Genomic DNA, 25,317 nt, shown 5'->3' on the forward strand with positions numbered 1-25,317 from the left:
AACCGGACATCGGTCCAAGGCCAACTACAGGCTGGCCCATCGGCGCCACATCCACCATGGCACTGATACAGAGTGATACGTCCCCTCAGCTGCCAGCGGCCCACTGGCGCCGCTTGTCCATGATGAAGTCGACGAAGGCTCGCAGGCGCAACGGCATGTGTCGGCCTTGGGGATACAGCAGGGTGAACGGCCGCGAGCGGCCCGCGAAGGGCCGCAGCACCTCGACCAGCGAGCCCTCGGCAAGCTCGCGCTCGACGATGAAGCGGTAGGTCTGGAACAGTCCCGTGCCGTGCTTGGCCAAGGTCACGCCACCGAGCACGTCGTCCGAGCAGACGTAGCCGCCCTCGGTGAGGACTTCCCGTTCGCGGCCCTCCTCGTCGAACAGCCAGGCGATGCGCCGACCGCTGCTGGGCAGTTCGAACTGGATGCAGTCATGCTGCGCCAGTTCTTCAAGGCTCTGCGGTTCGCCCGCGTGTTCCAAGTAATCTGGAGTGGCCACCACCACCAGCCGGGCGTCTTCCAGCGGCCGGGCGATCAGGGTCGAATCCGGCTGTGCACGCACGCGGATGGCCACATCGTAGCCCTCGCCGACAAAGTCGATGTTGCGGTTGCCCAGGTGGATGTCGACCTGCACCTTCGGGTAGCGCCGTCGAAACTCGGGCAGCAGCGGCAGGATGCGGTGGTGCCCGTAGGTCGTGGGCAGGCTGATGCGCAGTGTGCCCGAAGGCTCCTGCTGCTGACCGGTCACCACCCGTTCGGCCTCCACCAGCTGGGTCAGCGCCTGACGACACTGTTCGTAGTAGCCTCGCCCGCCCTCGGTCAGGCGGATGCTGCGGGTGGTACGGACGAACAGTCTGGAGCCCAAGCGCTCTTCCAGGCGGCTGATCGAGCGACTGACCGCTGCCGGCGTCACGCCCGCCGCGAGACCGGCCGCGGTGAAGCTGCCCAGCTCCGCCGCCAGGCAGAACAGCTCGATGCTGCCGAGTAGGACGTCGTCGAAATGCCGCTGCATTGATTACACCATGTATCAACTGAAGTTCTCGCTGCCATATTTATCCTTATCTAAAGCAAAAATATAGTCCTCCCAACGGCGCTCTTCGGCGCCACCTGATTGGGAGAAACGACATGAGCAACAGCAAAACGGTAGTGATCACCGGCGCCTCCAGCGGCATCGGCTTCGGCCTGGCCAAGGCTTTCCTCGCCAGTGGCTTCAATGTGGTCGGCAATGCCCGCTCCGCCGGACGCCTCGCCGAGGCCAAGGCACAACTGGACAGCCCCGCCTTCATCGGCGTGGCCGGTGACATCGCCAAGCCTGAGACCGCCCGCCGTCTGATTCAGGCCAGCATCGACGCCTTCGGCCAGGTCGACGTGTTGGTCAACAACGCTGGCTTCTTCCTGCCCAAACCCTTCATCGAATATAGCCCGGAAGACATCCAAGGCATGCTGGAGACCAACCTCAAGGGCGTGGTCTACGCCTCCCAGGCCGCCGCCGCGCACATGATCGAGCGGCGCCAGGGTCACATCATCAACATCACCGCTGCCGTGGCGCTGCAACCCAACATCGCCGTGCCCGCCGCCCTGCCAGTGCTGATCAAGGGGGGCCTCAACCAGGTCACCCGCGCCCTGGCGCTGGAGCTGTCGTCGCACAACATCCAGGTTAACGCGGTGGCTCCCGGCATCATCGAGACGCCGATGCACGATCCGGCCAGCTTCGACTTCCTCAACGGCCTGCAACCGGCCGGACACATCGGCCGCGTCAGCGACATTGCCGACGCCGTGCTTTACCTGGCCAACGCCGGGTTCACCACGGGCGTGGTGTTGCCGGTCGACGGCGGTATGAGTGTCGGCAAATGGTAATAGGCTGAACGTAACGGGGAGGCATCCCGCCTCCTTGCCCTGACTTCCCCACGTCATAGGAGTAATACCATGCCCTTCGTCAGCGTCCGCATCACTCGCGACGGCGTCACCCGTGATCAGAAAGCCCAGGTCATCAAGGAAATCACCGAGACCTTGCAGCGAGTGCTAGGAAAGAAACCTGAGCTCACCCATATCGTGATCGAGGAGGTCGACACCGATAACTGGGGCTACGCCGGCATGACCACCACCGAGTACCGCAGCAAAGAAACTCAGGGATGAGTTCCGAACTGCCCCGGCGGCGCGAATCAGCGCCTCCAGGGCGGCCTTGGCTCGATACGCTTGCGAAGGAGAACCCACTTGGAGACCGGGGTGGCCAATACGCTAGCGCATCTCGTATAGGGAGAGCCTTGCCCCATGTTACCGGGTCTCAACTTCCTCAGGATAACGCTGGCACATAGACAACCTGGTCACGCCCCCCATGTTTGGCCGCATAGAGACCGCCGTCAGCGCGCTTTATTGCATCATCAATCTGCTCACCCTGGGTGAGCAGGGCGCACCCAATGCTCATGGTCATCTTCCGAGGGCCGCCGGGCAACAAAAAAGGCGCGGTGCCGATTGACTGACGCAAGCGCTCCGCAATCTGCGCCAATTCTTGGCTATCTTTAACCCGTAGCAAGGCTACGAATTCCTCTCCTCCCTGGCGTACCAGCAGGTCATCTGGCCGCAGCGTAGCCCGCAGTCGGCGGGCACACTCGCAGAGCACTTTATCGCCAGCATCGTGGCCATGCTCGTCATTGACGGATTTGAAACGGTCGAGGTCTGCGTATACGGCACCTAGCTGTAAACCTCGCTCCTCAGCCAAACGAAGCTCTCGGTTCTGAAATGCTGCCAACGCCCCGCGGTTCCATAGTTGTGTCAAAGGATCAAGCAAAGCCCTGCGCTGCCCGCGATCCATTTCAACACGCAGAGCGCGATTGACCTGCGCTAGGCTCCGCAGTTGCAAATAACCCTCGGTGAGCGTGGCTAAGTCCCGAAAATTAGTCTGTTGCGCCTCGCTGAGCTTCCGCGGCCGAGGATCGAACATGCACAGGGTGCCGATGGCTTTACCATTTGAGGCACGTAACGGGTGGCCCGCATAGAACCGGATATAGGGTGGGTTCAGCACGAGGGGATTGTCCTCGAAGCGTGAATCGCACCTGGCGTCGGAAACCATCAAGGTATCTTCACCGAGAATCGCGTAGCCGCAAAAGGACACATTGCGCTTCGTCTCGCTTACCTCGATGCCGATTCGAGCCTTGAACCACTGCCGATCCTGATCGATTAGGCTGATCAGAACGGTCTCCACCTGGGCTAGTTCTTGGGTGAGTCGTACCAAGGTATCAAGATAATGCTCGGCCGGCGTATCGACCAAGTCCATGTCATCAAGTGTGCGCTGACGAAGTGCTTCATCAGAGGGTAGGGGACAAGCTGGCATGTCTGTTACTCCACTCCTTGGTTCGATTTTTTCCACAAACGCGGATAGAAAACTCTCAAGCATCTTGACCAATGCCGCACACGCTCGGCGCCTTCAGGCCAAGCCAGCCGGAATAGAGAGCATAGCAAACCGGTTGGCTCTATCCCGGATCCTCCAGTGGGTAATACCTGTGGCGTTGATCGGCGCGGCTCGGTCGGTCGCCCAAGACCTCGAAAAACTTCTCAGACCTACAGACGGCTTGAACGAACGGTTGAGGTTGTCGCCCCAGGCAGCCTTATTGGAAAACCGGTATTGACCTCGAGTTAAGTCAAGGTTTTAGAGTGGCGTCCGGACGATCTCGCTGCTTTCGGAAACGAACTCACAAAGGACCCGGAATGGACACTCCGACTTCACTGCTTATTTTCCAGATCACCTGCTGCATTGGCTTGAGCCTGTGGCTGAGTATCAGCCTGATCAACAACCTGCATGCCTTTGCGAGCTCAGCCGGGGCGATCGGGGAGACCATGTCGATGGCGCCGCTGGCCCAACCTCCCGGAATCACCCTTCCTCTGTTGGTGCGAGCGATGACCTCTCACGCCATCCATCGCTTGGCCTTGTCCATCATAGTGCTGACACAGGCAGCCGCCGCTCTCGCGGCCTGGGTCGGGTGCTATGAACTGCTGCTTGGCGCCGGCCTGGAGGTGGCGCGGCCCTGGTTGAACCTGGCCTTGAGTGCAACGCTCGGGTTCTTGTTCGCGATGCTGCTTGGCGGGATATGGTTTGGCTACTGGATACGCCAGGAAGGGTTGCAACTGACCCATCTGCTGTTGATGGTCTGGATCCTGCTGCACTTCGTCGTACTGAATGTCCGGTGGATTTGAGCGGCCCAGGAAGCTTGGAGAATTCCAGCTAAAAGGAGCAACAGATGAAGATGATGATCGTAGGCGCCGGCAGGGGGTTGGGCCGGGCTTTGCTCGAAGGGCTCGGCAAGCCAGGTGACACGTTGATCGGCGTATCACGCAAACAGCCGTCAGACTTGGCCCTTGCCCCGGGCATCGATCTGCACTGGGTCGATGCCGACCTTGCCAAGCCAGCGGCGGCTGTAGCACAGGTCGCGGATCGGACACCTACCGATCTGGATGTCCTGATCTACAACGTTGGCATCTGGGAAGAACACGCCTTCAGCGAGCACTATGCATTCCTTGACGACAGCGACGAATCGATCACCAGGCTGGTCGAGGTGAATATTACGGCCACGCTGCTTTTGCTCAAGCGCCTGGTGCCCAAGTTGCTTGGTGCGCCCCGGCCGCAGTTGATCCTCACCGGTTCGACCTCAGCTCTTCGCCAGAGTGGACGCCCGGAGGTAGCGTTCGGCGCCTCAAAGTTCGCCCTCAACGGCATGGCTGATGCGCTGCGCGAAGGTTTCAGGGATGACAACCTGGCGGTGACCGTGCTTCACCTGGGTAATCTGAATACCGACGACTCCCTGAACACACCATTGGCGCAAGCCGCAGCACGTGGCGAGCGACGCCAGGTACCGGTGCATGATGTGGTCACTATGGTCGACGCGCTGTTGCGCTTGTCCGGGGCTTCGTTCGTACGGGAGCTGATCTTGCCGGCTATCGGTGATGAGCGCTTCTGACGCCAAAGCTGGCATCAGCCCTCAAGTTTAGTGGCTGTGCTGCCGTCGGTACTCGCCCGGTGTCATGCCTCTTCAGGCTCGAAGCGCGCAAGAAAGAAATGGAATACATAAACCCAATCAGAAACGCAATTTCCCCTGGGGACAGGTTTGAGCGAAATGGTCTGTAGCCGTGCCGTTTCGTATTTTTTTGAATCAATTATGTCACTGAAACTGCATGGATTGGGCGCTTGTACCACTGTCTTGAAAACCGTTGAGCTACGCAAAACCACCCCTGCAGAGAGTTCGCTTGAGCGGTTAGGGCGACTATGATCACGCCGAAATGTTGTCCTTTTTCCACTGCGCTGTAGGAAAATTCCTCTTTTTTGATAGGCTTCTGCCGTCATTCGTGAGGAAAATGGAATGCCCGTCGTCATCGTTGAAAACGATACATCACAGTGGGAAGACCAGACAGGCGCTGTCTATCACTTCCCCAAGCGTTACCAAACCTTGCTCGCTCAGGGAACCGAGGTTGTTTACTACAAAGGGCGTATCAAAGATAAAGCCTTTGCCTCGGTCCGTCTGAGTGCCAATCCGCACTATTTTGGCAAGGCACGTATAGGCAAGGTCTACGCAGATAGCAGTAGTAATAAGGGTGATCTTTTTGCTTTGATTGAAAATTTCATTCCATTTGAAAGCGCTGTTCCCGCCAAAATCGACGGCGCGTACAGGGAGACTATCCCCGGCAACCGCGCGAGTAACTACTGGCGTGACGGGGTTCGGCTCATTTCTCAGTCTGATTACGACGCTATCTTAAGCCACGCGAAGCCTTTAGATCCGCGGTTGGATACTGCTCTACCGCAGTCAGAAGACGATCCGATTACATTTGAATCGGCTAATGAAGGCAGCAAGACAAGCTACTTTGGAACCCGATACGAACGCCGGAAAGATCTTAGGATGAAGGCCATCGCTATTCACGGGCTTGACTGCAAAGCATGCGGTTTTGATTTCGAGCAGGCTTACGGCGAACATGCAAAGGGCTTCATTCACGTTCATCACGTAGTACCTATTTCGAAATTTGGTGGAGAACAGGCTGTGAATCCTGAGACAGACCTCGTGCCGTTATGTGCCAACTGTCATGCGGTAGTCCACCGCAAGCGCGACATGACCCTCAGTGTCGATGAGCTGAAAGGCATATTACGCGGACGATGGGTCATCGAACCTCAGTAGGCATAGGCATCTAAGCGTACCGGGTATATAGCCTAGCTACAGCGTTCAATCCAATAATATGAGTATCTTCTGACACGCCAATAGCTCTCGCTGAAGCAATACACAATGGAGGTGGTATGCTCTTTGTTCGCCCTGTAGCAGCATCTGATTGGCGATCTTATCGGGATCTACGTCTGCGGGCCCTACGTGACTCTCATGAGGCGTTCGCGAGTACTCACGAGCGCGAATCAGTCCGGGACGACGATAATTGGCGAGCCCGCGTATCAGCCGTCGCTAGCTCCAGCACTGCTCAAGCTTTCTTCGCTCATTGGAATAATGAGGCGTGTGGCTTGGTGTGGTGCAAGGCATCCGACGTTGAGTCAAGCGTTGTCGAGATTTTCCAGATGTGGGTTGCGCCTGATGCACGTGGGCTCGGAGCCGGGAGTGCCTTGCTTGAGAGGGCTATCACATGGGCTGAAGATCGCGGTGCGGCATGTGTCCGTCTTGGTGTGACGATTGCAGATAGCCCGGAGATGCACTTGTACAAAGCGAGCGGATTTCATGCAGTCGGCGCACCGGAGCCTTTGCGTGAGGGTTCGGCTTTGATGTCTCAGTCGATGGAACTGAATCTTGGGCCGCGTCCAGCGAGAAAAGAGGCAAGGAGCTAGGTCGTTGGGTCGCCTTCAAAATCGGGAGTCGCATAGGTCTTGAAGGCACCCAGTCGATGATGAGTCATTCAGCGCATCATGCCCAGTTCAGCATCATCCATCAGTGCCTTGGCTAACGCGCAAAGGTAGTGCGAAGCCCAGATCAACTGAGGTTTATCTTCCATCAATCCATCCAGAGTCATGTCCCGTGCATAGCCCATCAGCTCCGAAGCCTGTTCACGGGCACTCTGGCAAGGTATGCCGGCTTCGATGCGGAAGAGGGGATGGGTCTGGTTTTCACCTTGGTAGAAGGTGGTTTTGCCGACGGTGAATTTGGTTTCTTCTGTGGACATTGTTCAGTTTCCCCAAGATTGCTTCAGCCTGTACGGGCCTATTCGCGGGTGAACCCGCTCCTACGGGAGCACGGCAGTCTTCAAGGCTGAGGGAGTGCCGGGGAGGGTATCCGCGAAGAGGCCGGCCCAGGCAGTACATCAGCGACACGTCAATGCATAGTCCGAGGCTCACTGGGCATCTGCACTTGGGCTATTGCGGACTCGAGCAAAGCTCTCAAGGTCTCCAGTTCATGCATCGAGGTCATCATCAAAATCGACGCGGGGGACTTGGGCTGCAGCAGCATTGCCTGATGCACGACGGTCGCCGCGCATAACGCGTAGTCCGTAGCCTGAATCAGGGTGTCTTCCAAGGAAAGAACGTTGTGGGGTGGATCAGGTACTATTTTCAGCATAAACCCTCTCAGTGCCTTACAGGGCTGCCGCAGTACCGCTGTCAAACGGAAGGGTGGCAGCTGTTTGTGGGTTGACAGACCGGGGGCACTGAGAGTCCCGGCGCACACGAAGGTGCCCCACGCACAGCTGCCATAACTGGCATTGCACATGCTCTCAGTGAACCACGGTCTGTCAAAACCGTGCCGCCAATGGGTGGCGACAGGCCGAGACTAGGGCTGACTATTTCCATGTGCAACGAAAATCAGGCGCGAGGAGTATCTTTGGGAAATGGCCTACAAGGAAGGGGTTATTTCTGATTTTTCGACCCGCTCCCGTTCCCCAAAACGTCGACAGGAAACATGCGGGCAAAAGAAAGCCCGCCGAGGCGGGCTAAGTACTATCACGTAGGGATAGCTTCATCCTGCCCAAGCCACTGTGAAAATTGGGTGAAAGAAAGGTCCCCATAACGTGATCATCCAGAGGGCCCCGCGCCCTTCAAAGCTCGGCTTTCTGCCGCTGGTGGCGCTGAAAGCGGGTAACCGCGATCTGGACGGCAGCTGCAACGAGGCACAGCAGGCCGACTTTCCAGCTGCCCTCCAGGCCGTAATGCTCGGCGATCTTCCCTGTGATGATGACGCTAACGAAGATGGCGAAAGGCAGGATCAGTTTGTTCATCGGGTCTTCCAGCAGGCTGCAAATGGCTCGGGTGAACATGCAGTTCACCCAGCGGAAAGGCCGCGATCTTAGCAAATCCGGTTGCGGCGTGGTGGTCACATCCAGAGCGGTTGCAAGGTGTGCTGTCTGTATCGCGATAATGGCAATGGGGCAGCATGGACTTGCGCGACCCAGCCCTCGAAACTGATCCATTCGCATCTGGACCAGGGCCGGTCATGAATAACCTGCAACGCACACTCTCTCTCATGCTGCTGCTGGCAGCCGCTTCATTGACCGCCTGCGTCCCCTGGAAACGCGAACGCGCCGCCTACGCGGACCTTTGCGAATCCGAGTTCCAGTTCAAAGTGCCAGGCCCGCAGGGGGAGACCACCCTCTACCTGGAAACCTACCTCTACGACCACGCCGCCCTATGGGGCGAAAAGCGCTATGAGCAAAGCCTGTACGTGCAGTACCCGGGCGAGAAGTACTCGCGGCAGGAATTCTTTGTGCAAATGATCGCCTACAACAAAGACCGCCAACGCCCGTCGACCGATGCCAAGCGTGGCGAACCGCCGATACCGGTGCTGTACGACAGCCGTCAGGCTTACATCACCTTTGAAGACGGCTCGCGCCTGAATGCGCGGCCCGAGGTGTACTTGGGCATCAACGAGACCTACGACTTTCCGTTGGTGAATGAGAAGACCGCCCGGCCATCGCCATACGACATCAACAGCGATGAAGTGCACCGGATGATTCCCAGGATGACCAACAACAAGCGCTATGGCTCGGCTTATGTGATCTTTCAGACGGACAAGTTCGAGGCAGATTCCAAGTGGACGATTCATCTGGGGGCACTGGATGTGCAGGGCCGCAAGGTGCAGATTCCGCCGCTGAAGCTCTGCTATCACCCCGTTAAGAAATGGATCGGGATCGAGCCGCTCATGCGGCCTTGAGTGGAAGGTGTCCGCCATGGGAGGTTTGGCGGCGCTCGATCAAACCCACCGGCGAACACCTCCCGGCCCCCCATTGCGAATTTCCTGGTTTCAGCTAACTTATACAAAAACCTGTACAAGCATGAGAGGTTGTACATGTATTGCGATTGGCCCTTCACCCTGTACTTTGACGGCGCCTGCCCACTGTGCGCCCGGGAGATCGCCTTCCTGCGCAGGCAATCGACTGGGGGAAAGCTCATCCTGGTTGACATCAGTGCTGATGATTTCGATGCAGGAGCGTTGGGCTTGACGGTTGAGCAACTGAGGTCGTGCCTGCATGGAAGGTTCGCGAGCGGGCACTGGGTTACAGGCTTGGACGCCACCTTGTGGAGTTGGCGTGCTGCCGATGTGGGCCTGTGGGTCGCGCCACTGGCTTGGCGTCCGCTACGTCCCCTGTTTTCGGTGCTTTACAGGCTGTTCTGTCGATTGAGGCCACACTTGGCCTGGCTACCACATCCCGCTGGCGGGCACCGCTGTAACGGTGAGGAGTCCAAATGTCACATTCGTTAGCCGAGCACTATCATGAAATCCTGGTCGGTATTGGTGAAAACCCGCAGCGCGAAGGGCTTCTGGACACCCCCCAGCGTGCGGCCAAAGCGATGCAGTACTTGTGCAACGGGTATGCACAGAATCTTCACGAGGTCGTGAACGGTGCTTTGTTCGAGAGTGAAAACGATGAAATGATTGTGGTGCGGGACATTGAACTCTACTCATTGTGCGAACACCACATGTTGCCATTCATTGGCAAGGCGCATGTCGCGTACCTGCCAACAGGGCGCGTGTTAGGGCTTTCCAAGGTTGCACGCGTAGTGGACATGTTCGCCCGTCGTTTACAGATACAGGAAAACCTGACGCGGCAAATTGCGTATGCCGTGCAGGAAGTCACGGATGCCGCAGGGGTGGCGGTCGTGATCGAAGCCAAGCATATGTGCATGATGATGCGCGGTGTAGAGAAGCAGAACTCGGTGATGATTTCATCCGTGATGTTAGGTGCATTTCGCGACGCCCCCTCGACGCGGCACGAATTCCTTAACCTCATTGGACGACACAACTGACATCCGGTCCTGAACCGTTGCGAAGGGGCGCCCAGATGAATACCGATGCTACTGCTTTATCTCCAAGCCGCTTCGCTGTCCTGGGTTACGGCGGTCTGCTGCCGTTTATTGGTTTGACGCTGCTCATCCTTTTTGGGGCTGAATATCGAGCGTTTTTCTCGATGATGATGGTTGGCTATGGCGCGGTGATATTGAGCTTCGTCGGTGCCCTTCACTGGGGGTTCGCCATGACGTTGCAGGATTTGCCCGCAAAGCAGCGTCAAGAGCGACTGGTGTGGAGCGTTATACCGGCCCTGATCGGTTGGGTTGGCACGTTGCTGCCTGTGCCGGTGGGGTGTCTGGTGTTGACCTTCGGTTTTGTCGGCCATCTTTGGCAGGATCGCAAGCTGGCGCAAGCCGTGCCTGGGTGGTATCTGCCGATGCGCGTGCATTTAACGGCTGTCGCGAGCCTCTGTTTGCTGGTCAGTGCACTTGCGGTGTCCATTCATTTTTGAAACCCCAAGCAACCATTGATGAGTCACTTCTGTGGCCCACCCCAAATATCTCGCCCGATGCACACAACCCCGTCAAACAGCAAACGCGCCGTCCTCACCAACCCGCACCCCTTGATCACGCCATTTTCCAGGCTGATTTCCACCGTAAATTCCCCACTCGGATGCTCCACCGCCAAACGCTGACGATCACCGCCGGACGTGCTGGCAAGGCCCTGTGCAACCGACCCTTCAATCAAGCAGGCCGTAGCAACACTCACCGCACCAAACACCCCGATGGACGCATGGCAGCGGTGCGGGATGAACGAGCGCGTATTGACCGTGCCGCCGTTGCGCGGTGTCGACAGCAGGCACATCTTCGGCACATTGCGCTGGCTGACATCACCCAGGTTCATGCGTGGGCCCAGTTGCAGGCGGATGGCTTCCAGGCGTGTTTTCAGGGCGCTGTCAGCCTCCAGCGTTTCGCACGGCTCGTAGCCGGTCACGCCAAGGTCCTCGGCACGCAGTAGTACCACCGGCATGCCGTTGTCGATGCAGGTGACTTCCACACCCTCGACACAGTCGCGGCTGTTGCCGGTGGGCAACAGGGCTCCGCAGCTGGCGCCGGCCACGTCGGCAAACGTGACCACCAGCGCCGCCGCACGGCCCGGCACCCCATCAATACGGGTATCGCCGGCATACTCCACCTGGCCATCGGCGGTCGGCACCTGGGCGACGGCGATCTGCCCGGTGTTTTCCATGAAGATGCGCACCGGTGTGCTCGCGCCGCTGGCGGCCACCAGGCCGCGCTCAAGGGCGAACGGCCCTACGCCGGCCAGAATGTTGCCGCAGTTTTGCCCATAGTCCACCCGCGCCTCGTCCACCACCACCTGAGCGAACAGGTAGTCCACGTCGGCGTCATGGCGCTGCGAAGCGCGGATGATGGCGACTTTGCTGGTGAGCGAGTCGGCGCCGCCGATGCCGTCAATCTGCCGGGCATCGGGCGAGCCCATCACCGCCAGCAGCACCCGGTCACGCAGCGGGCCAGGGGCGGGCAGGTCGTCATGCAAAAAATAGGCGCCCTTGGAGGTGCCGCCGCGCATCAGCAGGCAGGGTATGCGGGTCTGGCCCATGTTCAGCCTTCCAGGTCGGTGAGGTGGTCGACATAACGCAGGCCCTTCGCCGCTAGGCGCGGGCGCATCTCGTAGATGTCCAGGCCAAGCTCGCCGGCGGCCAGGCGCAGGCGTTTGCGTTCTTCCAGGTCGGCGCGCTGGGTGGCGGCTTCGAGTACCGCCTGGGCTTCGCCATGGCGCACCACCACTACGCCGTCGTCATCGGCCACCACGATGTCACCGGCATTGACGAGCTGCCCGGCACACAGCAGCGGCAGGTTCACCGAGCCCAGCACCTCTTTCACCGTACCTTGGGCGTTGATGGCGCGGGACCACACGGCAAAGCCCATGTCGCGCAGTGTCTGGCTGTCGCGCACGCCCGCATCGATCACCAGGCCGCGCACGCCGCGGGCCTGGAGCGAGGTCGCCAGCAGGTCGCCGAAATAGCCATCGCTGCACGGCGAGCTGGGCGCCACCACCAGTACGTCGCCTGGGCGGCACTGCTCCACGGCAACATGGAACATCCAGTTGTCGCCTGGGGCCACCAGCACGGTTACCGCGCTGCCGGCCACCGCCACACCTTGCTGGATAGGGCGCACGGCAGTATTGAGCAGCCCCTTGCGACCTTGGGCCTCATGCACCGTGGCGACACCCAGCCGGCCCAGGGCATCGATCATGTGTGGCTCAACGCGTGGGATATTACGCACGACGATGCCGGTCTTGCCGATCAGCCCGCTCATGCCAGGTTCTCCGTCACGCGTGGGAACACGCTCTGCAGGCCTTCGGCGTAGACGATGTTGCGTGCGCTGGTGATGCCCACGTTACGTTTGGCTTGCACGCCGCGCTGCAGGGCCACGCGGGTGTAGTACTCCCAGAGGTGCTCCTGGCCGGCCATGCACTGGATGGCGGCATACTTTTTGTCCCACACCGGGGTGATGTCCAGGAAGGTGTCCGGGCGCCATTCGCACTGCTCGGGCTGGTGCGGCTCAAAGGCGTACACCGGCGGTGCGCCAACGATCTTCTCGCCCGGCTTGTAGCCTTCAGCCTGCGCGATAATGCGGGCTTCCTGGGCCAGGTGCATGGCCAGCGGGTGGTCGTAGTTGTAAGGGTCTTTGAGGGAGTGGCTGAGTACGAACTCCGGTTGTACCCGGCGATACACATCGGCCAGGCGGAACAGGGTGTCCTTGTCGGCGCGCATCGGGTAGTCGCCGATGTCGAAGAACTCCACGCTGGCACCGAGGATTTCGGCCGCCGCCATGGCCTCTTCACGGCGTGCGTCCTTGACCTTGGCTTCGGTCATTTCACCCTTGCGCCACAGCTTGGCAGACTCACCACGCTCACCGAAAGACAGGCAGACCACGTGCATGGCATAGCCTTGCTCAGCGTGCAGCGCAATGGCGCCACCGGCACGCCAGACAAAGTCGGCGGAATGTGCGCTGACCACCAGGGCGGATTTTTGTGGGGTATTCATGGTTCGTTGGCTCCTGCAGTGGGGGTGGGCGCAGGATGTCATTGGCCTGTGCAGGGCACTAATGCGTTCATTTGCAGCGGCTATGCGTTTTATTTATTGCCGGGCAAGCGGGGTAGAGGCATAGTCGCCGCAGTGACGAGCCGAGCGCCGGGGAACCCTTATGATCGACGTCGAACTGCCCAACCTGATGCAAGTGCGCGCGTTCATTCGGGTAGCCGAGCTGGGCAGCGTTTCGCGGGCGACGGAGGTGCTGTTCCGTGCTCAGTCCGTGGTCACCCGCGCCATCGCCGAGCTGGAGGCGCGCTTTGCCGTGCCCCTGTTCGAGCGCCATGCCAATGGCATGCGCCTGACCGACTATGGCGAGTGCCTGCTGCCGCGTGCACAGCGCGTGCTGGCGGAACTGGACGGCGTGCCGAGTTTGCTGGGCACCGCGCAGGGCGAGCCCCTCTACCTGTTTCAGGCGCGGCGCCTGCAGGTGTTCGTGAAACTTTGTGAAACACGGCACATGCAAACCGTGGCGCGGCACTTCGGCCTTAGCCAGCCGGCGGTCAGTGCGGCCTTGAAAGTGCTCGAAGGCGGGTGCGGACAGCCCTTGTTCGTGCGCACGTCGCGCGGCCTGCAGCCCACTGTGGCCAGCCGGGACATTCTGTTTCCCATCCGCCGGGCGCTGAACGAGTTGCGCCTGCTGGACAGTGACCTGAGCGCGATGCAAGGCACCCTGCGCGGGGTGGTGCATGTCGGCGCGCTGCCGTTGGGCCGCTCGCGCATTCTGCCGGATGCCATTTTACGCTTCACGGCCCAGCACCCACAGGTTCGTGTGGTGACCAACGAAAGCCCGTTCGACCTGCTGGCAACCGAGCTGCGGGTAGGGGATGTGGATTTCGTCTTGGGCGCGTTGCGGCCTCACGACTATGCCAGCGACCTGGTGGGCGAGCCGCTCATCAACGAGGAAATGGTGGTGCTGGCCCGTCGGGGGCACCCGCTGTTGCACACTCACCTGACGCTCAAGGGCGTGCACCAGGCGCGCTGGGTGTTGCCGCGGGCCGGCTCGCCGGCCCGTCAGCTGCTCGACAACTGCTTCGCCGCCGCGGGCCTGACAGCGCCGTGGCCGGTGGTGGAAAGCGCTGATCTGGCGGTTATCCGTGGCCTGCTGGTGCGTTCGGACATGCTGGCGGCGGTGTCTGCGCACCAGTTGGCTTACGAGATTGCCAGCGGCGAACTGCAACGCCTGCCGCTGGCACTGCCCGGCACTGCCCGCGCCATCGGCCTCATGCAGCGCAGTGGCTGCCTGCAGTCACCGGCGGCAGTCGCGCTGATGGCCTGTATCCGCCAGGTCATCACCGAGCAGGCGTGAGCTCAGGAGGGTGCCTTAAAGCAGGCTCAGCGGGTAGCTGACGATCAGCCTGTTCTCATCGAAACTGTTGGTGCTGCCCCAGTCCCGGCGCTGGCTGGAGTTGCGCCACTTGAGGTTCAGGGCCTTGAACGGCCCGGACTGGACCACATAGGCCAGCTCGCTTTCGCGGCCCCACTCGGTGCCGTCCTGGGTGCTGGCGTTGTGCACGTTGTCACCGTGGATATAGCGGTTCATCAGGGTCAGGCCGGGTATGCCAAGCACCACGAAGTTGAAGTCGTGGCGCACCTGCCAGGAGCGTTCGCGGGCGCTTTCGTAGCTGGAACCGAAGGCGTCGTTGGCCAGCGTGCCGCCGCTGGCGCCGTTGACCCGGAACCATTCATCATCGCCCATGACCTTCTGCAAGCCGACGTAGAACGTGTTGCCACCCAGCTTCGCCGAGAACAGGCCCGAAGCGGTGCGGTTGTCCAGTTCGCCGGCTTTGGCGCCACCGTCGTCCTTGCCCCAGAAGTAGCCCAGGTTGGCGCCCAGTACCCAGTTGCCCAGCGGCTGTTGATGCTGCACCTGGAAGTAGCGCTGCTGGTAGATGTCTTCCAGCTGGGCATACCAGGCGCCGACCAGGGTGCGCTCCTGGTTGAAGCGGTATTCGCCGCCGGCGAAGTTGAAACGGTCCGAGGTGAAGGCTGTGCGCGTGAACAGGCTCATGTCCTGCATGCTGGCGTCGTTGCGCGGGCTGTTCTGGCGGAACTGGCCGCCATACAGGCTCAGGCCGGCCAGCTCGTTGGAGGTGACCTGCGCGCCCTGCAAGGTTTGTGGCAGCGAGCGGCCGTCATCGGCGCGTAGGATGGGCAGGGTAGGCGACCACTCACCGACTTTGAGTTCCGTCTTGGACACCCGCATCTTGCCCGCCAGCGCCGTGCGGCCAAAGTCGTCCGCCGGGCGCCCGTCGTCGTGAACAGGCAGCAATTGCGTGCCGGCGGTGCCCTTGCCGCCATCGAGTTTGATGCTGTAAAGGCCCAGCACGTCAACGCCGAAACCGACCACGCCGGGGGTGTAGCCGGACTTGAAGTCGAGGATGAAGCTTTGCGTCCATTCCTCGGCTTTGCCTTGGCTTGCCGTGCCCGTGTAGTCGCGGTTCATGTAGAAGTTACGCAACGTCAGGCTTGCCTTGGCATCGTCGACGAAGCCTTCGGCCAGGGCTTGCAGTGGCAGGCTGGCTGCCAGTGCGAATGTGGGGACGAGCGGGTACAGGGTGCGGCATTTCATTATTTTTATTCTCCAGGGATGGGCAAAGCGCTGCCCGCCAGCGGCGCATCGGCGCTGGGCAGGTTGAATCAGGGAGCGGTGGGGGTGGCGGCGCGGGACGCGCCGTCACACGATCAAGCGGGTTGCATCGGTCAGTTGGGCGCTTTGCCGGCCACCGAGTAGCGAACCTGCTGGTTACGGGTCTTCATGAAGTCTTCGATGCTCTGCCCGCGCATGGCGGCGTAAATGTCCAGGTTGGACACACCCAGTACGGCGCCTAGCTTCTCCAGTACAAAGAAGATCACCCCATAGTGGATCAGCCCGCGCCAGTCGCGGCGGCGCAGCAGGTCGCGTTCCTCTTCGCTCAGGCCCGCCTCGCGGTACAGCGCTTCGGGTTCGCTCAGGAAGCGCTGGCGCCACTGCGGCTCAATCATGCGATGCAAGAACTTGTTCAGGCGGTAGCCCTTGGCACTGCGCTCCAGGGTGTAGGGGTAGGTGCCTTCAAGCTGCTCAGCCCCTGCCAGCTGATGCTGCATGTGCTGGCGGTGACGTTCGTTGACCGGCGCCGGCAGTGCCTGGTCACGGTTTTCCAGCAGCAGGGTGGCGATGCCGGTCATCGACGGCAGGTAGTAGCTTTGGTGCTTGCGCTCAACGTTGGCAGACAACGCGCCACGCATGATCAGCCAGGTAATCACCTCGGCACCTTCCATGCCGCCGAGCGTGGCGTACTCGGCCAGTGTCATCTCGGTAAGGCGCTGCGGGTCGTTCACCAGCAGGTCAAGGAACTGCGCGTCCCACTCTGGGTTGTTGAAGCCGCAACGCTCGCCATGCACCTGGTGTGACACCCCGCCGGTGGCGACGATCGCCACCTTGAGGTCTTCGGGGTAGCTCTCGATGGCGCGGCGCAATGCCTGGCCCAGTTTATAGCAGCGCCGCGCCGTGGGTATCGGCAGCTGCAGTACGCCAACCTGCAGCGGCACGATCTGTACGGGCCAGCTTTCATCGCAGGGCAGCAGCGCCGACATGGGCGAGAAGAAGCCGTGGTCCAGCGGCTTGTCGCGGAAAAAGCTCATGTCGAACTCATCGGCCATCAGGCTCTGGCCGATGTGTCGCGACAGCGCTGCGTGGCCGCCCACTGGCGGCAGGTCCCGCGGGTTGCCCCCTTCATCGGCCACGCCATATTGCTCGTCTACGCCCAGGGTGAAGGCGCTGTAATGGTCAAAGAAGAACGAGGTGATGTGGTCGTTGAAGATATAGAACAGTACGTCCGGCTGGCGCTGCTGCAGCCACGTGCGGATCGGCTCGAAGCTTTCGAAGATCGGCGCCCAGGCGGCTTCTTCCTGTTTGTCGTGGTCGACTGCGAAGCCGATGGTTGGGGTGTGGGAGACGGCCAGGCCACCAATGATACGAGCCATGCGAAAGTCCTCTGTTACAGGTTACGGCGCGGTTACTGCGGGGGTCGCGCGCAGCCGGGCGTGGCCGTTGGCCAGGATCGCCAGGGCAGCGGCGAATGCCGGCAGGCCGAGGAGGGTGAACAGCAGCGGCAGGCCCAGCCCCAGGCTGAGCACGGCACCACCGATGAGGGAGCCGAAAATGGCCCCGAAGCGCCCGATACCGAGCATCCAGCTTACGCCTGTGGCGCGGAACTCGGTCGGGTAATAGCCAGGGGCGAAGGCGTTCAGGCCGGTCTGCGCACCGCTCATGCAGAACCCGGCAGCCGCCACGCCCACCACCAGCAGGCTCGACTCCAGGCTCAGGGCGCCCAGTGAGACGATGCACAGGCCGCCGAGGGCGTAGGCGATGGCGATGACCCGGTTAGGGTTGCGTCGGTCCATGATCCAGCCGACCACGATTGCGCCCACTGCGCCGCCGATCTGGAACAGGCCGGTAATGGTGGCGGCGCGCTCGATGGACAGCCCGCCATCACGCAGCAGGGTCGGCAACCAGCCCATGGTCAGGTAGATCACCAGCAGGCCCATGAAGTAGGTCAGCCACAGGGCCAGGGTGCCAAACCGGTAGCGCTCGCTGAACAGCTGCCGGGCCGGTGCCTTGTGCTGCGTGGTTGGCTCACTGACGGTAAAGCGGGTGCCGGCAGCGAAGCGGCCGCCAAGCTTGGCCAAGGCTGCCGCAATCTGGCTGGCCGGTGCCTGGCGTGCGGCGAGGAAGCGAGCGGACTCTGGCAGCAGCCACCACAGCAGTGGCAGCAAGGCCAGTGGCAGCAGGCCGCCGGCCAGCAGTACCGACTTCCAGCCGTGATGAGGGATCAGCCAGGCGGACAGGAAGCCGCCCAGGCCCGAGCCCATGTTGAAGCCGGTGAACATGATGGTGATCATCAGCGAGCGGTTGCGTGTGGGCAGGTACTCGGCAAGCAGGGTGGTGCAGTTGGGCATGGCCGCACCCAGGGCAATGCCGGTCAGCAGCCGTAACACAGCCAGCTCATAGGGGTTGCGGGCGAAGGCGCAGGCCAGGCTCAGCAGGCTGAAACCGCTGACCGCGATCAGCAGCACTTTCTTGCGGCCCAACCGGTCGGCGTACGGGCCGGCGGTCAGCGCGCCGATGGCAAGGCCGACCATGCCGGCACTCATCACCGGGCCAAAGGCGGCGCGCGACAGGCCCCAGTCCTGCATCAGCGAAGGCGCGATGAAACCCATGACGGCGACATCGAAGCCATCGAACAGCACGATCAGGAAGCACAGCACCAGGATCAGCCACTGGTAGGCAGCAATGGGGCGGTTATCGATCCAGTCTTTGACATCGATGGGGGCATCGACAGGAGGCTTAAGCATGCGTGGTCACCTTTGTTCTTGTATTGGTGTGAGTTGCGCCGGGTTCCGGTAAGGCTTCGAACGCGTAATGGCCCAGCAGCAACCACCCCGCCGGACGACGGCGTGAGGCGGACTGTAATCCCATGGTCCAGGGCAGCGCCTGCGGGATTTCTTTAATGAGATATCCAATTTTTTTATCGCAGACTTCGCGGCGCTAATGTCGCGTCAAGCTGTGCCGCTCGGCAGCAAGCTGTTGGCCTGTAAAAGACCTCATGCGCTGCTCCCGTTGTCAGGCTTCCTGGTGATGATGACGCTTATGGTGATTTGTTTCTGAATGTGTGATCTCTCCCGCTCAGTCTTCGTCAAGAAGATTGCCCCTCGCCGTCGTCTGGGGATTGATACAGGGCCTTCCATGCAAACGCTGTTGAACGAGATTCTCGAAGAAGTACGTCCCTTGATCGGCAAGGGCAAAGTCGCTGACTACATTCCCGCGCTGGCTGACGTGCCGGCGAACCAGTTGGGCATCGCTGTCTATGGCAACGATGGCAGTTACCACTGCGCAGGCGACGCGCAGGTGCCGTTCTCGGTGCAGAGCATTTCCAAGGTGTTCAGCCTGGTTCAGGCCATTGGCCATTCGGGTGAAGCCATTTGGGAGCGGCTGGGTCATGAGCCTTCGGGGCAGCCGTTCAACTCGTTGGTGCAGCTGGAGTTCGAGCGCGGGCGGCCGCGTAATCCATTCATCAATGCGGGGGCGTTGGTGATCTGCGATATCAATCAGTCGCGCTTCGCGGCCCCCACGTTGTCGATGCGCGATTTTGTCCGGCGGCTTTCAGGCAACCCCCACATCTCGATCAATACCCGGGTCGCTGATTCGGAATATCAGTTTCGCGCGCGCAACGCTGCCATGGCGTACCTGATGCAGTCGTTTGGCAACTTCCATAACGAGGTCGAGACGGTGCTGCGCAGTTACTTCAGTTACTGCGCACTGCAAATGAACTGCCTGGACCTGGCGCGGGCATTCTGCTTCCTGGCCAATGACGGGTTCTGCAAGCACAGCGGTGAGCAGATCCTGACGCGGCGCCAGACCCAACAAGTGAACTCGATCATGGCCACCAGTGGGCTGTATGACGAGGCGGGGAATTTCGCCTTCAGGGTGGGTTTGCCTGGCAAGAGTGGCGTGGGTGGCGGGATCGTGGCGATCGTACCGGGGCAATTTACCGTATGCGTATGGTCGCCAGAGCTGAATGCTGCGGGCAACTCCCTGGCCGGGATGGCGGCGCTTGAGCTGCTCAGTTCGCGGATCGGATGGTCGGTGTTCTGATCTGCGAACTCAGGGGGCAATCAGGCGTCGCCTTGGCGGGTCAGAACGCGTACACCAACGTGGCCGTGGCGCTGCGTGGGCTGCCATACCAGCCGCGCGCGCCAATCGCCGTGTAGTAGGTTTTGTCCAACACGTTGTTGAGGTTCAGTGAAACGCTGGTCTGCGGCGTGAAGGCATACTGAGCCATCAGGTCGACCACGCTGTAGGGGTCCTGGGTGAACGTTTCGTTGTTGGGCCCGGCGCTCTTGTAATATTCGGTACCCTGCCAGCGCACACCACCCCCTACCTTTAACTGTGGCAGGGTCGCCAGGCGGTAGCTGGTGAACAGTTTCAAGGTGTCTCGCGGTATTTCAGTGTTCAGGCGGTCGCCATCCGAATCCTTGCTCACCGCATAGGTGTAGCTGGCCGAGACCTGCCAATCAGGCAAAATCTCGCCCGCCATTTCCATCTCGAAACCACGTGTCTTGGTACCCGACTCGGCACGGTAGGCCTGGTTGCCGTCTGGCGCCAGGTTGCTTCCGTCGGCTACCGCCAGGTTGTCCTGGTGCACCTCGAATACGCTGAAAGCGGTGGTCAGGCGCTGGTCCCAGAACTCACTCTTCAGACCGAGCTCGTAGTTCACGCCTTCCAGCGGGTCCAGGTAGGTACCGTTGATATCCTTGTTGCTCTGCGGCTTGAAAATGGTGGTGTAACTGGCATAGGCCGACCAGTGCTCGTTGAGGTCATACACCAGGCCAAGGTAGGGCGTGACGACCCCGGTTTCGCTACGCGAGGTGCGGCTTGTAGCGCCGGACGACAGGGTGGTAGAGGTTTCGTCGCGTTTCCAGTCGATCAGCCGCGCCCCGGTAATCAGCGACAGGTCATCGGCCAGGCTCCAGCGTACCGAAGCCACCAGGCCGTCCTGGGTTTCATCCAGCGCGTCTTCCGAGGACTTGGCATGGATGGCGTCCGGTATCGCCAGCGAACCGTCCCAAGTGTAAATGTTGTCGATGGTCTGGATCGTCCACAGCGGGTAACCGTTGTTGCGGTAGTAGGCGCGGTAGTGACTGGCCCCGAGGTAGGCCTGGTGCTCGCGTGACAACAGCTCGAACGGGCCCGACGCCGACAGGTCGAACGAGGTCTGCCGGGGCTCGCCGGCCCAACGCCCCGTCCAGGTGCTGATGCCACTGCCATCGGGCTTGACGGTGCCGCTGGCAGCGGTGGCGAAGGCGTCGTCATAGCTGCGACGGCTGTGTTCGGCATTCAGTTTCAATTGCCAGCCGTTGTCCAGTTGATGCTCCAGCGTAGTGAATACCGTCTTGGTGCGACGCTTGTGATAACTCCAGTCCGAAGCCGAATTGAACGCGCGGGAGGGGCTGAAGTGACTGCCATCTGAATTGAACATCGGGAAGCCGTGGTTGCCTGCCCCGTCGTTGTCCATCTCCTGATATTCCGCACCTGCTGTCAGCATCGTGCTGTCGGTGATGTCCCACTCCAGCACCCCATAGGCCACCTGCCGTTCCAGCGACTGGCGGTCGACGTAGCTCTGGCTGTCGGTATTGGAGGCGACAAAGCGCCCGCGGACATTGCCGCTTTGCGTCAACTTGCCAGAAACGTCCAGTTCGGTGCGGTAGTTGTCCCACGAGCCCGCTTTCAAGGTCAGCTTGCGTTGTGTTTCCAGGGTCGGCTTCTTGCGGATCAGGTTGACGGTGGCGCCCGGGTCGCCGGTGCCGGACATCAGGCCCGTGGCACCGCGCACCACCTCTACCCGGTCGTAAGACACCATGTCGGAGAGGTCGTCCCTGAAGCCAAAGGTATCGGGGCGGTTGATGCCGTCCACCTGGATGCTGCCGACCTCGAAGCCGCGCACGTAGATATGGTTGGCGTCGCTTCCGGCGGGCCCCATGCTGTCAACGACCACGCCCGGTGTCTGTTCAAGCACCTGGGTAACATCGTTCAGGTTCTGGTCTTCAATCTGCTGGCGGGTGACCACGCTGACCGATTGGGGTGTCTCGCGTGCCGACAGCCGCAGCCCGGTTGCGGTATTGACCGAGCCGGTGGTGTAGCTGCCGGTGCCTTCGGTGGTGGCACCCAGAGCCATGCTGGAGACAGTGGTTGCCGCAAGCTCCATGGCGCCATCCTGCTCAGCGCTAACCAGCATGAAGTGCTTGTCGCCCGCTGCCTGCACCTGCAAGCCACTGCCTTGCAGCAGCTCTGCCAACGCCTGATGCAGCGCGTAATTGCCGTGCAGCCCTTTGCTGTGCAAGCCTGCGACTTCTTCATGGCTGAAACTGATGACTGCCCCGCTGGCGTCGGCAAACTGGTCGAGTGCGTGAGCCAATGACCCTGCCGGGATGCTGTAACCCACAGGCTCGGCCCAGGCATGTGCAGTGCCCAGCAGCGAGCCCGCGAAGCTGACCGCTAGCGCGGTTTGGCGAATACGGGTGGCGGGGGAGGAAAAGCGAGCGGACATCCATTGACTCCTTGCTGATCGAATACAAGTGCTCCCAGTAACAAACGTGTTGTTGACGGAAATACTTAGTAGCAAGGTGCTGATAGGGCTGAGGATCTACTTTGGCAGTAACATCCTCATCGCAGCACAAGGCTGCTCCTGCCAGTGTTGTACAGGCTTTGAAACCGACATGCAGGCTCTCGGTACTTGCCCAGGCAGTGTCCGGACGGCGCCCGTGAGCCCGCGCATTCACCGGAAATGGAACCTACCGAAGATGACCCGCCAAGCGTTTGCCCCTTATCAGTGCCTTGCCACTGACTTGCTGAAGTACTTGCCGTCCGACCAGAGTGATGGCTCCCACGACTTGGCCCACATTCATCGCGTGTGGGTCAATGCGCACCGGATCCAGCGGGTAGAGGGTGGCGACCTTGAAATCTTGCTTGCGGCGACGGTGCTGCACGACTGTGTGGCGGTGGAAAAGCATTCGCCGTTACGTGGGCAGGCATCGACGTTGTCAGCGGACAAGGCTGCATCAGTCCTCTCGGAGATGGGCTGGCCGGCTGGGCGTGTCGAGCAGGTAGTGCATGCGATCAAGACACACAGTTACTCGGCGGGACTCGAACCGCTGACACGTGAGGCCTGCATCCTTCAGGACAGTGACCGGCTTGACGCCATAGGCGCGGTGGGTATTGCCCGGTGTTTTTACGTCTCCGGACGAATGGGGTCGGCGCTCTACGACTTCGAAAATCCTTTCGCGCAGGAGAGGGCGTACCAGGACGGGGCGTATGCCATCGAGCACTTCCAGACCAAACTGCTCAAGCTCGCCTCGGGCTTTAAAACTCACGAAGGGGCTCGCCTTGCTGCCGAGCGTCATACCCGTCTTGAAACCTTTCTTACCCAGTTCATGGACGAGATTAGCGGGGCCGGTTAGTCATGCCGGGCTCGTACCGCTACTTGAGTTCAGTCAGCCCACCGCCATAGCGGCTCATCCAGCAACCCAACCCCCCGCAGCTGGGTTTGCCCTTGTATTTTTTCCAGCTCTAGCACATTGCACCCGTCACAGGCTGCCAGCGCGTTGATTAATGGCGCACTGTGCGATACCACCCAAACCTGGCTACGGCGTGATGCACGAATGATCAGCCGCGCCAAGGCCGGGAGCAGGTCCGCGTGCAGACTGGTTTCCGGTTCGTTCAACACCATCAGCGATGGCGGCCGTGGTGTGAGCAGGGCGGCCATCAGCAGAAGATAACGCAGGGTGCCGTCCGACAATTCAGCACCCTCGAGCGGGCGCAAAAGACCGTGCTGGTGCAGCCGTACACTGAACAGCCCGCCAGGTGGCGCATTGACCTCCAGACGGCTGCCGGGAAACGCGTCATTCAGCGCTTCCACCAGATCCTCCACATCGCCAATTTCGATGATGGTCTGCAGCGCCGAGGCAAGGTTGCGCCCGTCGTGATGCAGCACCGGCGAGCGAGTGCCCAGTTGGGGTTGACGGCAAGGCGCGTCACGGTCAATCCGGAAATGATCGTAAAACCGCCAGCTGTTGATGAACGCGCGCAGTTCACCGATTTCCGGTGCCTGGCGTGGCCGGCCGACGATGTTGAAAAAGCTCTCGCCGCTGTCAGCATGCTGATCGAGCACTGCCCAGCTGTTGCCCTCGCGGGCCCGCACCAGGGCATTCTTGCGCTCGACCAGCAAGGAAGAGGGGCGATAGGCGCCAGCGCCCCAGATGGCCTCGCACTTTATTTCAGGGTCGAGCATGAACGCGCTCGGATACGGCAGGGGAATTGGCAGGCCGAGGGTGATGGCAAAACCGAGGTCTTCGGTGGCAAAGCCCAGGCGCAGGCGCCTGACTTCGCTCGGATGCTGGCCCTGGATAGGCACTTCGCCGCGCCGCATTCGTGCGCTGGTTTCTGGGCCGGCCCACCAGGTCGAATCCAGCCCGCCTTCACGAGCGAGGGCTTCGACCACACCGCCCTGTGCGGTTTCGGCCAGCAGGCGCAGCGCCTTGTACAGGTTGGATTTGCCGCTGCCGTTGGCACCGGTCACCAGGTTGAGTTGGCTCAGCGGCAGCACCAGGTGGTTGATCGAGCGGTAGTTGCCGATGGCGAGGGTAGTGAGCATGCAGTGCTTCCCAGCGTTGACCAGGCGACCGATTGTGGCCGAAGCGTGCCTGCCTTGTCAGCCATCCCTGCTGAGCTGTTGCAAGTGAAGCGGGCGTGCGCACCGTCTATAGTGTGAGGCAACCTCTCGCGCAAAGGATGCTCACATGGCCAGATCAATAATCATGACTGCCGTTGTCACCTCATTGGCGGTGGCCTTGGCCTCTGGCCCGGTGCTCGCCGACCCGGGTAATGGCAAAGGCCAGGGCCAAGGTCAGGGGCACGGCAAGGGCCAGGCGCCGCATGCCCAGGGCCAGGGCAATTCGGGCGGCCACAAGCAGAGCGCCGGCGGCAATGACTGGCACGGCGGCCCGTCCATCGACCGTGGCGATGTACTGGGCATCCTCGGTGGCCACCGCAGCTACTGGAGCCCGGCCCCGGCATTGCCTCCAGGCATTCAGAAGAACCTGGCCCGCGGCAAGCCCCTGCCACCTGGTATCGCCAAGAAACTGGATGGTCGTCTGTTGGGGCAGCTGCCTCACTACGACGGGTATGAGTGGATGCAAGCGGGCGCAGACCTGATTCTGGTCGCCGTGGCGACCGGGATCATCTATGAGGTGTTGAACGGGGCATTCGACTAAGGCCGCAGGTGCGAGCAGTCCGCTCGGTCCCTGCAGGCGCTGGCGTGCCTGCGATGGGCTGCGCAGCAGCCCAACGGCCTATCAACGCTGCCGTAACACCGCGGCCAGCCCAAGGGTCAGCACCACAGCGCACAGCATGGCCAGCCCGATGGTCACGCCAACGCCCCACGTTTCCAGCAGCCCCGCCAATACCAGATA

At 61.0% G+C, this 25,317-nt stretch carries 27 protein-coding genes; 14 read left to right on the forward strand and 13 right to left on the reverse strand.

Features of this window, described 5'->3' with window-relative positions; translation table 11 throughout:
• Positions 1 to 85: 85 nt before the first annotated feature.
• Entirely contained in the window at positions 86 to 1,012 is a 927-nt protein-coding gene (locus QYE47_RS03700; protein ID WP_301158889.1) for a LysR family transcriptional regulator, read from the reverse strand.
• A 113-nt stretch (positions 1,013 to 1,125) separates the two neighbouring features.
• Here QYE47_RS03700 and QYE47_RS03705 point away from each other — a divergent pair, with 113 nt between their 5' ends.
• Positions 1,126 to 1,857 (forward strand): SDR family NAD(P)-dependent oxidoreductase, encoded by a 732-nt coding sequence (locus tag QYE47_RS03705; protein WP_014591532.1) that lies wholly within the window; start codon positions 1,126 to 1,128, stop codon positions 1,855 to 1,857.
• A gap of 69 nt (positions 1,858 to 1,926) precedes the next feature.
• A complete protein-coding gene (locus QYE47_RS03710) occupies positions 1,927 to 2,136 on the forward strand; it encodes a 4-oxalocrotonate tautomerase family protein (protein ID WP_010953438.1) in 210 nt (69 codons plus the stop codon).
• 157 nt (positions 2,137 to 2,293) lie between these two features.
• Here the strand turns inward: QYE47_RS03710 and QYE47_RS03715 are convergent, their stop codons facing one another.
• Positions 2,294 to 3,331, reverse strand: coding sequence for a sensor domain-containing diguanylate cyclase (locus QYE47_RS03715; RefSeq protein ID WP_241791738.1), 1,038 nt, complete (start codon positions 3,329 to 3,331; stop codon positions 2,294 to 2,296).
• A 374-nt stretch (positions 3,332 to 3,705) separates the two neighbouring features.
• Here QYE47_RS03715 and QYE47_RS03720 point away from each other — a divergent pair, with 374 nt between their 5' ends.
• From QYE47_RS03720 to QYE47_RS03735, 4 genes are all read left to right on the forward strand, one after another.
• Positions 3,706 to 4,191 carry a DUF2165 domain-containing protein gene (locus QYE47_RS03720; RefSeq protein WP_070384015.1) on the forward strand — a complete coding sequence of 162 codons (486 nt, stop codon included), beginning with the start codon at positions 3,706 to 3,708 and terminating at the stop codon, positions 4,189 to 4,191.
• 44 nt (positions 4,192 to 4,235) lie between these two features.
• The gene (locus QYE47_RS03725; protein WP_070384014.1) at positions 4,236 to 4,952 is read left to right on the forward strand and encodes an SDR family oxidoreductase; all 717 of its coding nucleotides are present in this window, start codon (positions 4,236 to 4,238) and stop codon (positions 4,950 to 4,952) included.
• 399 nt (positions 4,953 to 5,351) lie between these two features.
• Positions 5,352 to 6,158, forward strand: coding sequence for an HNH endonuclease (locus tag QYE47_RS03730; RefSeq protein ID WP_070384013.1), 807 nt, complete (start codon positions 5,352 to 5,354; stop codon positions 6,156 to 6,158).
• Positions 6,159 to 6,274: 116 nt separating this feature from the next.
• Positions 6,275 to 6,805 (forward strand): GNAT family N-acetyltransferase, encoded by a 531-nt coding sequence (locus QYE47_RS03735; protein WP_081343613.1) that lies wholly within the window; start codon positions 6,275 to 6,277, stop codon positions 6,803 to 6,805.
• Positions 6,806 to 6,873: 68 nt separating this feature from the next.
• Here the strand turns inward: QYE47_RS03735 and QYE47_RS03740 are convergent, their stop codons facing one another.
• From QYE47_RS03740 to QYE47_RS03750, 3 genes are all read right to left on the reverse strand, one after another.
• On the reverse strand, positions 6,874 to 7,137 hold the full coding sequence (locus QYE47_RS03740) for a DUF3077 domain-containing protein (RefSeq protein WP_003250694.1): 264 nt from the start codon (positions 7,135 to 7,137) through the stop codon (positions 6,874 to 6,876).
• 149 nt (positions 7,138 to 7,286) lie between these two features.
• Entirely contained in the window at positions 7,287 to 7,529 is a 243-nt protein-coding gene (locus QYE47_RS03745; protein WP_041167026.1) for a hypothetical protein, read from the reverse strand.
• 475 nt (positions 7,530 to 8,004) lie between these two features.
• On the reverse strand, positions 8,005 to 8,223 hold the full coding sequence (locus tag QYE47_RS03750; RefSeq protein ID WP_014591528.1) for a hypothetical protein: 219 nt from the start codon (positions 8,221 to 8,223) through the stop codon (positions 8,005 to 8,007).
• 176 nt (positions 8,224 to 8,399) lie between these two features.
• Between QYE47_RS03750 and QYE47_RS03755 the strand changes: the two genes are divergently transcribed.
• From QYE47_RS03755 to QYE47_RS03770, 4 genes are all read left to right on the forward strand, one after another.
• On the forward strand, positions 8,400 to 9,116 hold the full coding sequence (locus tag QYE47_RS03755; RefSeq protein WP_014591527.1) for a hypothetical protein: 717 nt from the start codon (positions 8,400 to 8,402) through the stop codon (positions 9,114 to 9,116).
• A 135-nt stretch (positions 9,117 to 9,251) separates the two neighbouring features.
• Entirely contained in the window at positions 9,252 to 9,665 is a 414-nt protein-coding gene (locus QYE47_RS03760; protein WP_080557806.1) for a thiol-disulfide oxidoreductase DCC family protein, read from the forward strand.
• Positions 9,650 to 10,210, forward strand: a complete 561-nt coding sequence (folE, locus tag QYE47_RS03765; RefSeq protein ID WP_014591526.1) for a GTP cyclohydrolase I FolE — start codon at positions 9,650 to 9,652, stop codon at positions 10,208 to 10,210. Before QYE47_RS03760 ends, folE begins: the two co-directional genes overlap by 16 nt.
• Positions 10,211 to 10,245: 35 nt before the next feature.
• Positions 10,246 to 10,704 (forward strand): DUF3429 domain-containing protein, encoded by a 459-nt coding sequence (locus QYE47_RS03770; RefSeq protein WP_014591525.1) that lies wholly within the window; start codon positions 10,246 to 10,248, stop codon positions 10,702 to 10,704.
• A gap of 23 nt (positions 10,705 to 10,727) precedes the next feature.
• Here the strand turns inward: QYE47_RS03770 and QYE47_RS03775 are convergent, their stop codons facing one another.
• Genes QYE47_RS03775 through galB form a run of 3 tightly spaced genes read right to left on the reverse strand, consistent with a single transcriptional unit; the run spans position 10,728 to position 13,305 of the window.
• Positions 10,728 to 11,813, reverse strand: coding sequence for a 4-oxalomesaconate tautomerase (locus tag QYE47_RS03775; RefSeq protein ID WP_014591524.1), 1,086 nt, complete (start codon positions 11,811 to 11,813; stop codon positions 10,728 to 10,730).
• Between the two features lie 2 nt (positions 11,814 to 11,815).
• Positions 11,816 to 12,532 carry a 4-carboxy-4-hydroxy-2-oxoadipate aldolase/oxaloacetate decarboxylase gene (locus QYE47_RS03780; RefSeq protein WP_014591523.1) on the reverse strand — a complete coding sequence of 239 codons (717 nt, stop codon included), beginning with the start codon at positions 12,530 to 12,532 and terminating at the stop codon, positions 11,816 to 11,818.
• The gene (galB, locus tag QYE47_RS03785) at positions 12,529 to 13,305 is read right to left on the reverse strand and encodes a 4-oxalmesaconate hydratase (protein ID WP_110159605.1); all 777 of its coding nucleotides are present in this window, start codon (positions 13,303 to 13,305) and stop codon (positions 12,529 to 12,531) included. The genes QYE47_RS03780 and galB overlap by 4 nt, the downstream gene beginning before the upstream one ends.
• 118 nt (positions 13,306 to 13,423) lie before the next feature.
• Between galB and QYE47_RS03790 the strand changes: the two genes are divergently transcribed.
• Positions 13,424 to 14,617 (forward strand): LysR family transcriptional regulator, encoded by a 1,194-nt coding sequence (locus QYE47_RS03790; RefSeq protein WP_010953450.1) that lies wholly within the window; start codon positions 13,424 to 13,426, stop codon positions 14,615 to 14,617.
• 15 nt (positions 14,618 to 14,632) lie between these two features.
• Here QYE47_RS03790 and QYE47_RS03795 read toward each other — a convergent pair whose 3' ends face one another.
• The 3 genes from QYE47_RS03795 to QYE47_RS03805 form a co-directional block, all read right to left on the reverse strand.
• Entirely contained in the window at positions 14,633 to 15,880 is a 1,248-nt protein-coding gene (locus QYE47_RS03795) for an OprD family porin (protein ID WP_014591522.1), read from the reverse strand.
• 131 nt (positions 15,881 to 16,011) lie between these two features.
• On the reverse strand, positions 16,012 to 17,274 hold the full coding sequence (locus QYE47_RS03800) for a gallate dioxygenase (protein ID WP_014591521.1): 1,263 nt from the start codon (positions 17,272 to 17,274) through the stop codon (positions 16,012 to 16,014).
• Positions 17,275 to 17,295: 21 nt separating this feature from the next.
• A complete protein-coding gene (locus tag QYE47_RS03805) occupies positions 17,296 to 18,645 on the reverse strand; it encodes an aromatic acid/H+ symport family MFS transporter (RefSeq protein ID WP_070384012.1) in 1,350 nt (449 codons plus the stop codon).
• 391 nt (positions 18,646 to 19,036) lie between these two features.
• Between QYE47_RS03805 and glsB the strand changes: the two genes are divergently transcribed.
• Complete coding sequence (gene glsB, locus QYE47_RS03810) at positions 19,037 to 19,945, forward strand: glutaminase B (RefSeq protein WP_014591518.1); 909 nt, start codon at positions 19,037 to 19,039, stop codon at positions 19,943 to 19,945.
• 40 nt (positions 19,946 to 19,985) lie between these two features.
• Here glsB and QYE47_RS03815 read toward each other — a convergent pair whose 3' ends face one another.
• Positions 19,986 to 22,397 carry a TonB-dependent siderophore receptor gene (locus tag QYE47_RS03815; RefSeq protein ID WP_070384011.1) on the reverse strand — a complete coding sequence of 804 codons (2,412 nt, stop codon included), beginning with the start codon at positions 22,395 to 22,397 and terminating at the stop codon, positions 19,986 to 19,988.
• Between the two features lie 253 nt (positions 22,398 to 22,650).
• Here QYE47_RS03815 and QYE47_RS03820 point away from each other — a divergent pair, with 253 nt between their 5' ends.
• The gene (locus QYE47_RS03820) at positions 22,651 to 23,307 is read left to right on the forward strand and encodes an HD domain-containing protein (protein ID WP_070384010.1); all 657 of its coding nucleotides are present in this window, start codon (positions 22,651 to 22,653) and stop codon (positions 23,305 to 23,307) included.
• Positions 23,308 to 23,336: 29 nt separating this feature from the next.
• Here the strand turns inward: QYE47_RS03820 and QYE47_RS03825 are convergent, their stop codons facing one another.
• The gene (locus QYE47_RS03825) at positions 23,337 to 24,500 is read right to left on the reverse strand and encodes an AAA family ATPase (RefSeq protein ID WP_070384009.1); all 1,164 of its coding nucleotides are present in this window, start codon (positions 24,498 to 24,500) and stop codon (positions 23,337 to 23,339) included.
• Positions 24,501 to 24,645: 145 nt separating this feature from the next.
• On the opposite strand from QYE47_RS03825, the gene QYE47_RS03830 reads away from it, so the two are divergent.
• Positions 24,646 to 25,119: an anti-virulence regulator CigR family protein gene (locus tag QYE47_RS03830; RefSeq protein ID WP_070384008.1), complete on the forward strand. Its 474-nt coding sequence runs from the start codon at positions 24,646 to 24,648 to the stop codon at positions 25,117 to 25,119.
• The last annotated feature ends 198 nt before the right edge of the window (positions 25,120 to 25,317 follow it).

It is taken from the genome of Pseudomonas sp. 2,4-D (genome assembly GCF_030418155.1).
Taxonomy (GTDB): domain Bacteria; phylum Pseudomonadota; class Gammaproteobacteria; order Pseudomonadales; family Pseudomonadaceae; genus Aquipseudomonas; species Aquipseudomonas alloputida.

Coding starts and splice junctions, on each gene's coding strand:
- QYE47_RS03700 (WP_301158889.1), bottom strand. CDS start 1,012: ATGCAGCGGCATTTCGACGACGTCCTACTCGGCAGCATCGAGCTGTTC.
- QYE47_RS03705 (WP_014591532.1), top strand. CDS start 1,126: ATGAGCAACAGCAAAACGGTAGTGATCACCGGCGCCTCCAGCGGCATC.
- QYE47_RS03710 (WP_010953438.1), top strand. CDS start 1,927: ATGCCCTTCGTCAGCGTCCGCATCACTCGCGACGGCGTCACCCGTGAT.
- QYE47_RS03715 (WP_241791738.1), bottom strand. CDS start 3,331: ATGCCAGCTTGTCCCCTACCCTCTGATGAAGCACTTCGTCAGCGCACA.
- QYE47_RS03720 (WP_070384015.1), top strand. CDS start 3,706: ATGGACACTCCGACTTCACTGCTTATTTTCCAGATCACCTGCTGCATT.
- QYE47_RS03725 (WP_070384014.1), top strand. CDS start 4,236: ATGAAGATGATGATCGTAGGCGCCGGCAGGGGGTTGGGCCGGGCTTTG.
- QYE47_RS03730 (WP_070384013.1), top strand. CDS start 5,352: ATGCCCGTCGTCATCGTTGAAAACGATACATCACAGTGGGAAGACCAG.
- QYE47_RS03735 (WP_081343613.1), top strand. CDS start 6,275: ATGCTCTTTGTTCGCCCTGTAGCAGCATCTGATTGGCGATCTTATCGG.
- QYE47_RS03740 (WP_003250694.1), bottom strand. CDS start 7,137: ATGTCCACAGAAGAAACCAAATTCACCGTCGGCAAAACCACCTTCTAC.
- QYE47_RS03745 (WP_041167026.1), bottom strand. CDS start 7,529: ATGCTGAAAATAGTACCTGATCCACCCCACAACGTTCTTTCCTTGGAA.
- QYE47_RS03750 (WP_014591528.1), bottom strand. CDS start 8,223: ATGTTCACCCGAGCCATTTGCAGCCTGCTGGAAGACCCGATGAACAAA.
- QYE47_RS03755 (WP_014591527.1), top strand. CDS start 8,400: ATGAATAACCTGCAACGCACACTCTCTCTCATGCTGCTGCTGGCAGCC.
- QYE47_RS03760 (WP_080557806.1), top strand. CDS start 9,252: ATGTATTGCGATTGGCCCTTCACCCTGTACTTTGACGGCGCCTGCCCA.
- folE (WP_014591526.1), top strand. CDS start 9,650: ATGTCACATTCGTTAGCCGAGCACTATCATGAAATCCTGGTCGGTATT.
- QYE47_RS03770 (WP_014591525.1), top strand. CDS start 10,246: ATGAATACCGATGCTACTGCTTTATCTCCAAGCCGCTTCGCTGTCCTG.
- QYE47_RS03775 (WP_014591524.1), bottom strand. CDS start 11,813: ATGGGCCAGACCCGCATACCCTGCCTGCTGATGCGCGGCGGCACCTCC.
- QYE47_RS03780 (WP_014591523.1), bottom strand. CDS start 12,532: ATGAGCGGGCTGATCGGCAAGACCGGCATCGTCGTGCGTAATATCCCA.
- galB (WP_110159605.1), bottom strand. CDS start 13,305: ATGACATCCTGCGCCCACCCCCACTGCAGGAGCCAACGAACCATGAAT.
- QYE47_RS03790 (WP_010953450.1), top strand. CDS start 13,424: ATGATCGACGTCGAACTGCCCAACCTGATGCAAGTGCGCGCGTTCATT.
- QYE47_RS03795 (WP_014591522.1), bottom strand. CDS start 15,880: ATGAAATGCCGCACCCTGTACCCGCTCGTCCCCACATTCGCACTGGCA.
- QYE47_RS03800 (WP_014591521.1), bottom strand. CDS start 17,274: ATGGCTCGTATCATTGGTGGCCTGGCCGTCTCCCACACCCCAACCATC.
- QYE47_RS03805 (WP_070384012.1), bottom strand. CDS start 18,645: ATGCTTAAGCCTCCTGTCGATGCCCCCATCGATGTCAAAGACTGGATC.
- glsB (WP_014591518.1), top strand. CDS start 19,037: ATGCAAACGCTGTTGAACGAGATTCTCGAAGAAGTACGTCCCTTGATC.
- QYE47_RS03815 (WP_070384011.1), bottom strand. CDS start 22,397: ATGTCCGCTCGCTTTTCCTCCCCCGCCACCCGTATTCGCCAAACCGCG.
- QYE47_RS03820 (WP_070384010.1), top strand. CDS start 22,651: ATGACCCGCCAAGCGTTTGCCCCTTATCAGTGCCTTGCCACTGACTTG.
- QYE47_RS03825 (WP_070384009.1), bottom strand. CDS start 24,500: ATGCTCACTACCCTCGCCATCGGCAACTACCGCTCGATCAACCACCTG.
- QYE47_RS03830 (WP_070384008.1), top strand. CDS start 24,646: ATGGCCAGATCAATAATCATGACTGCCGTTGTCACCTCATTGGCGGTG.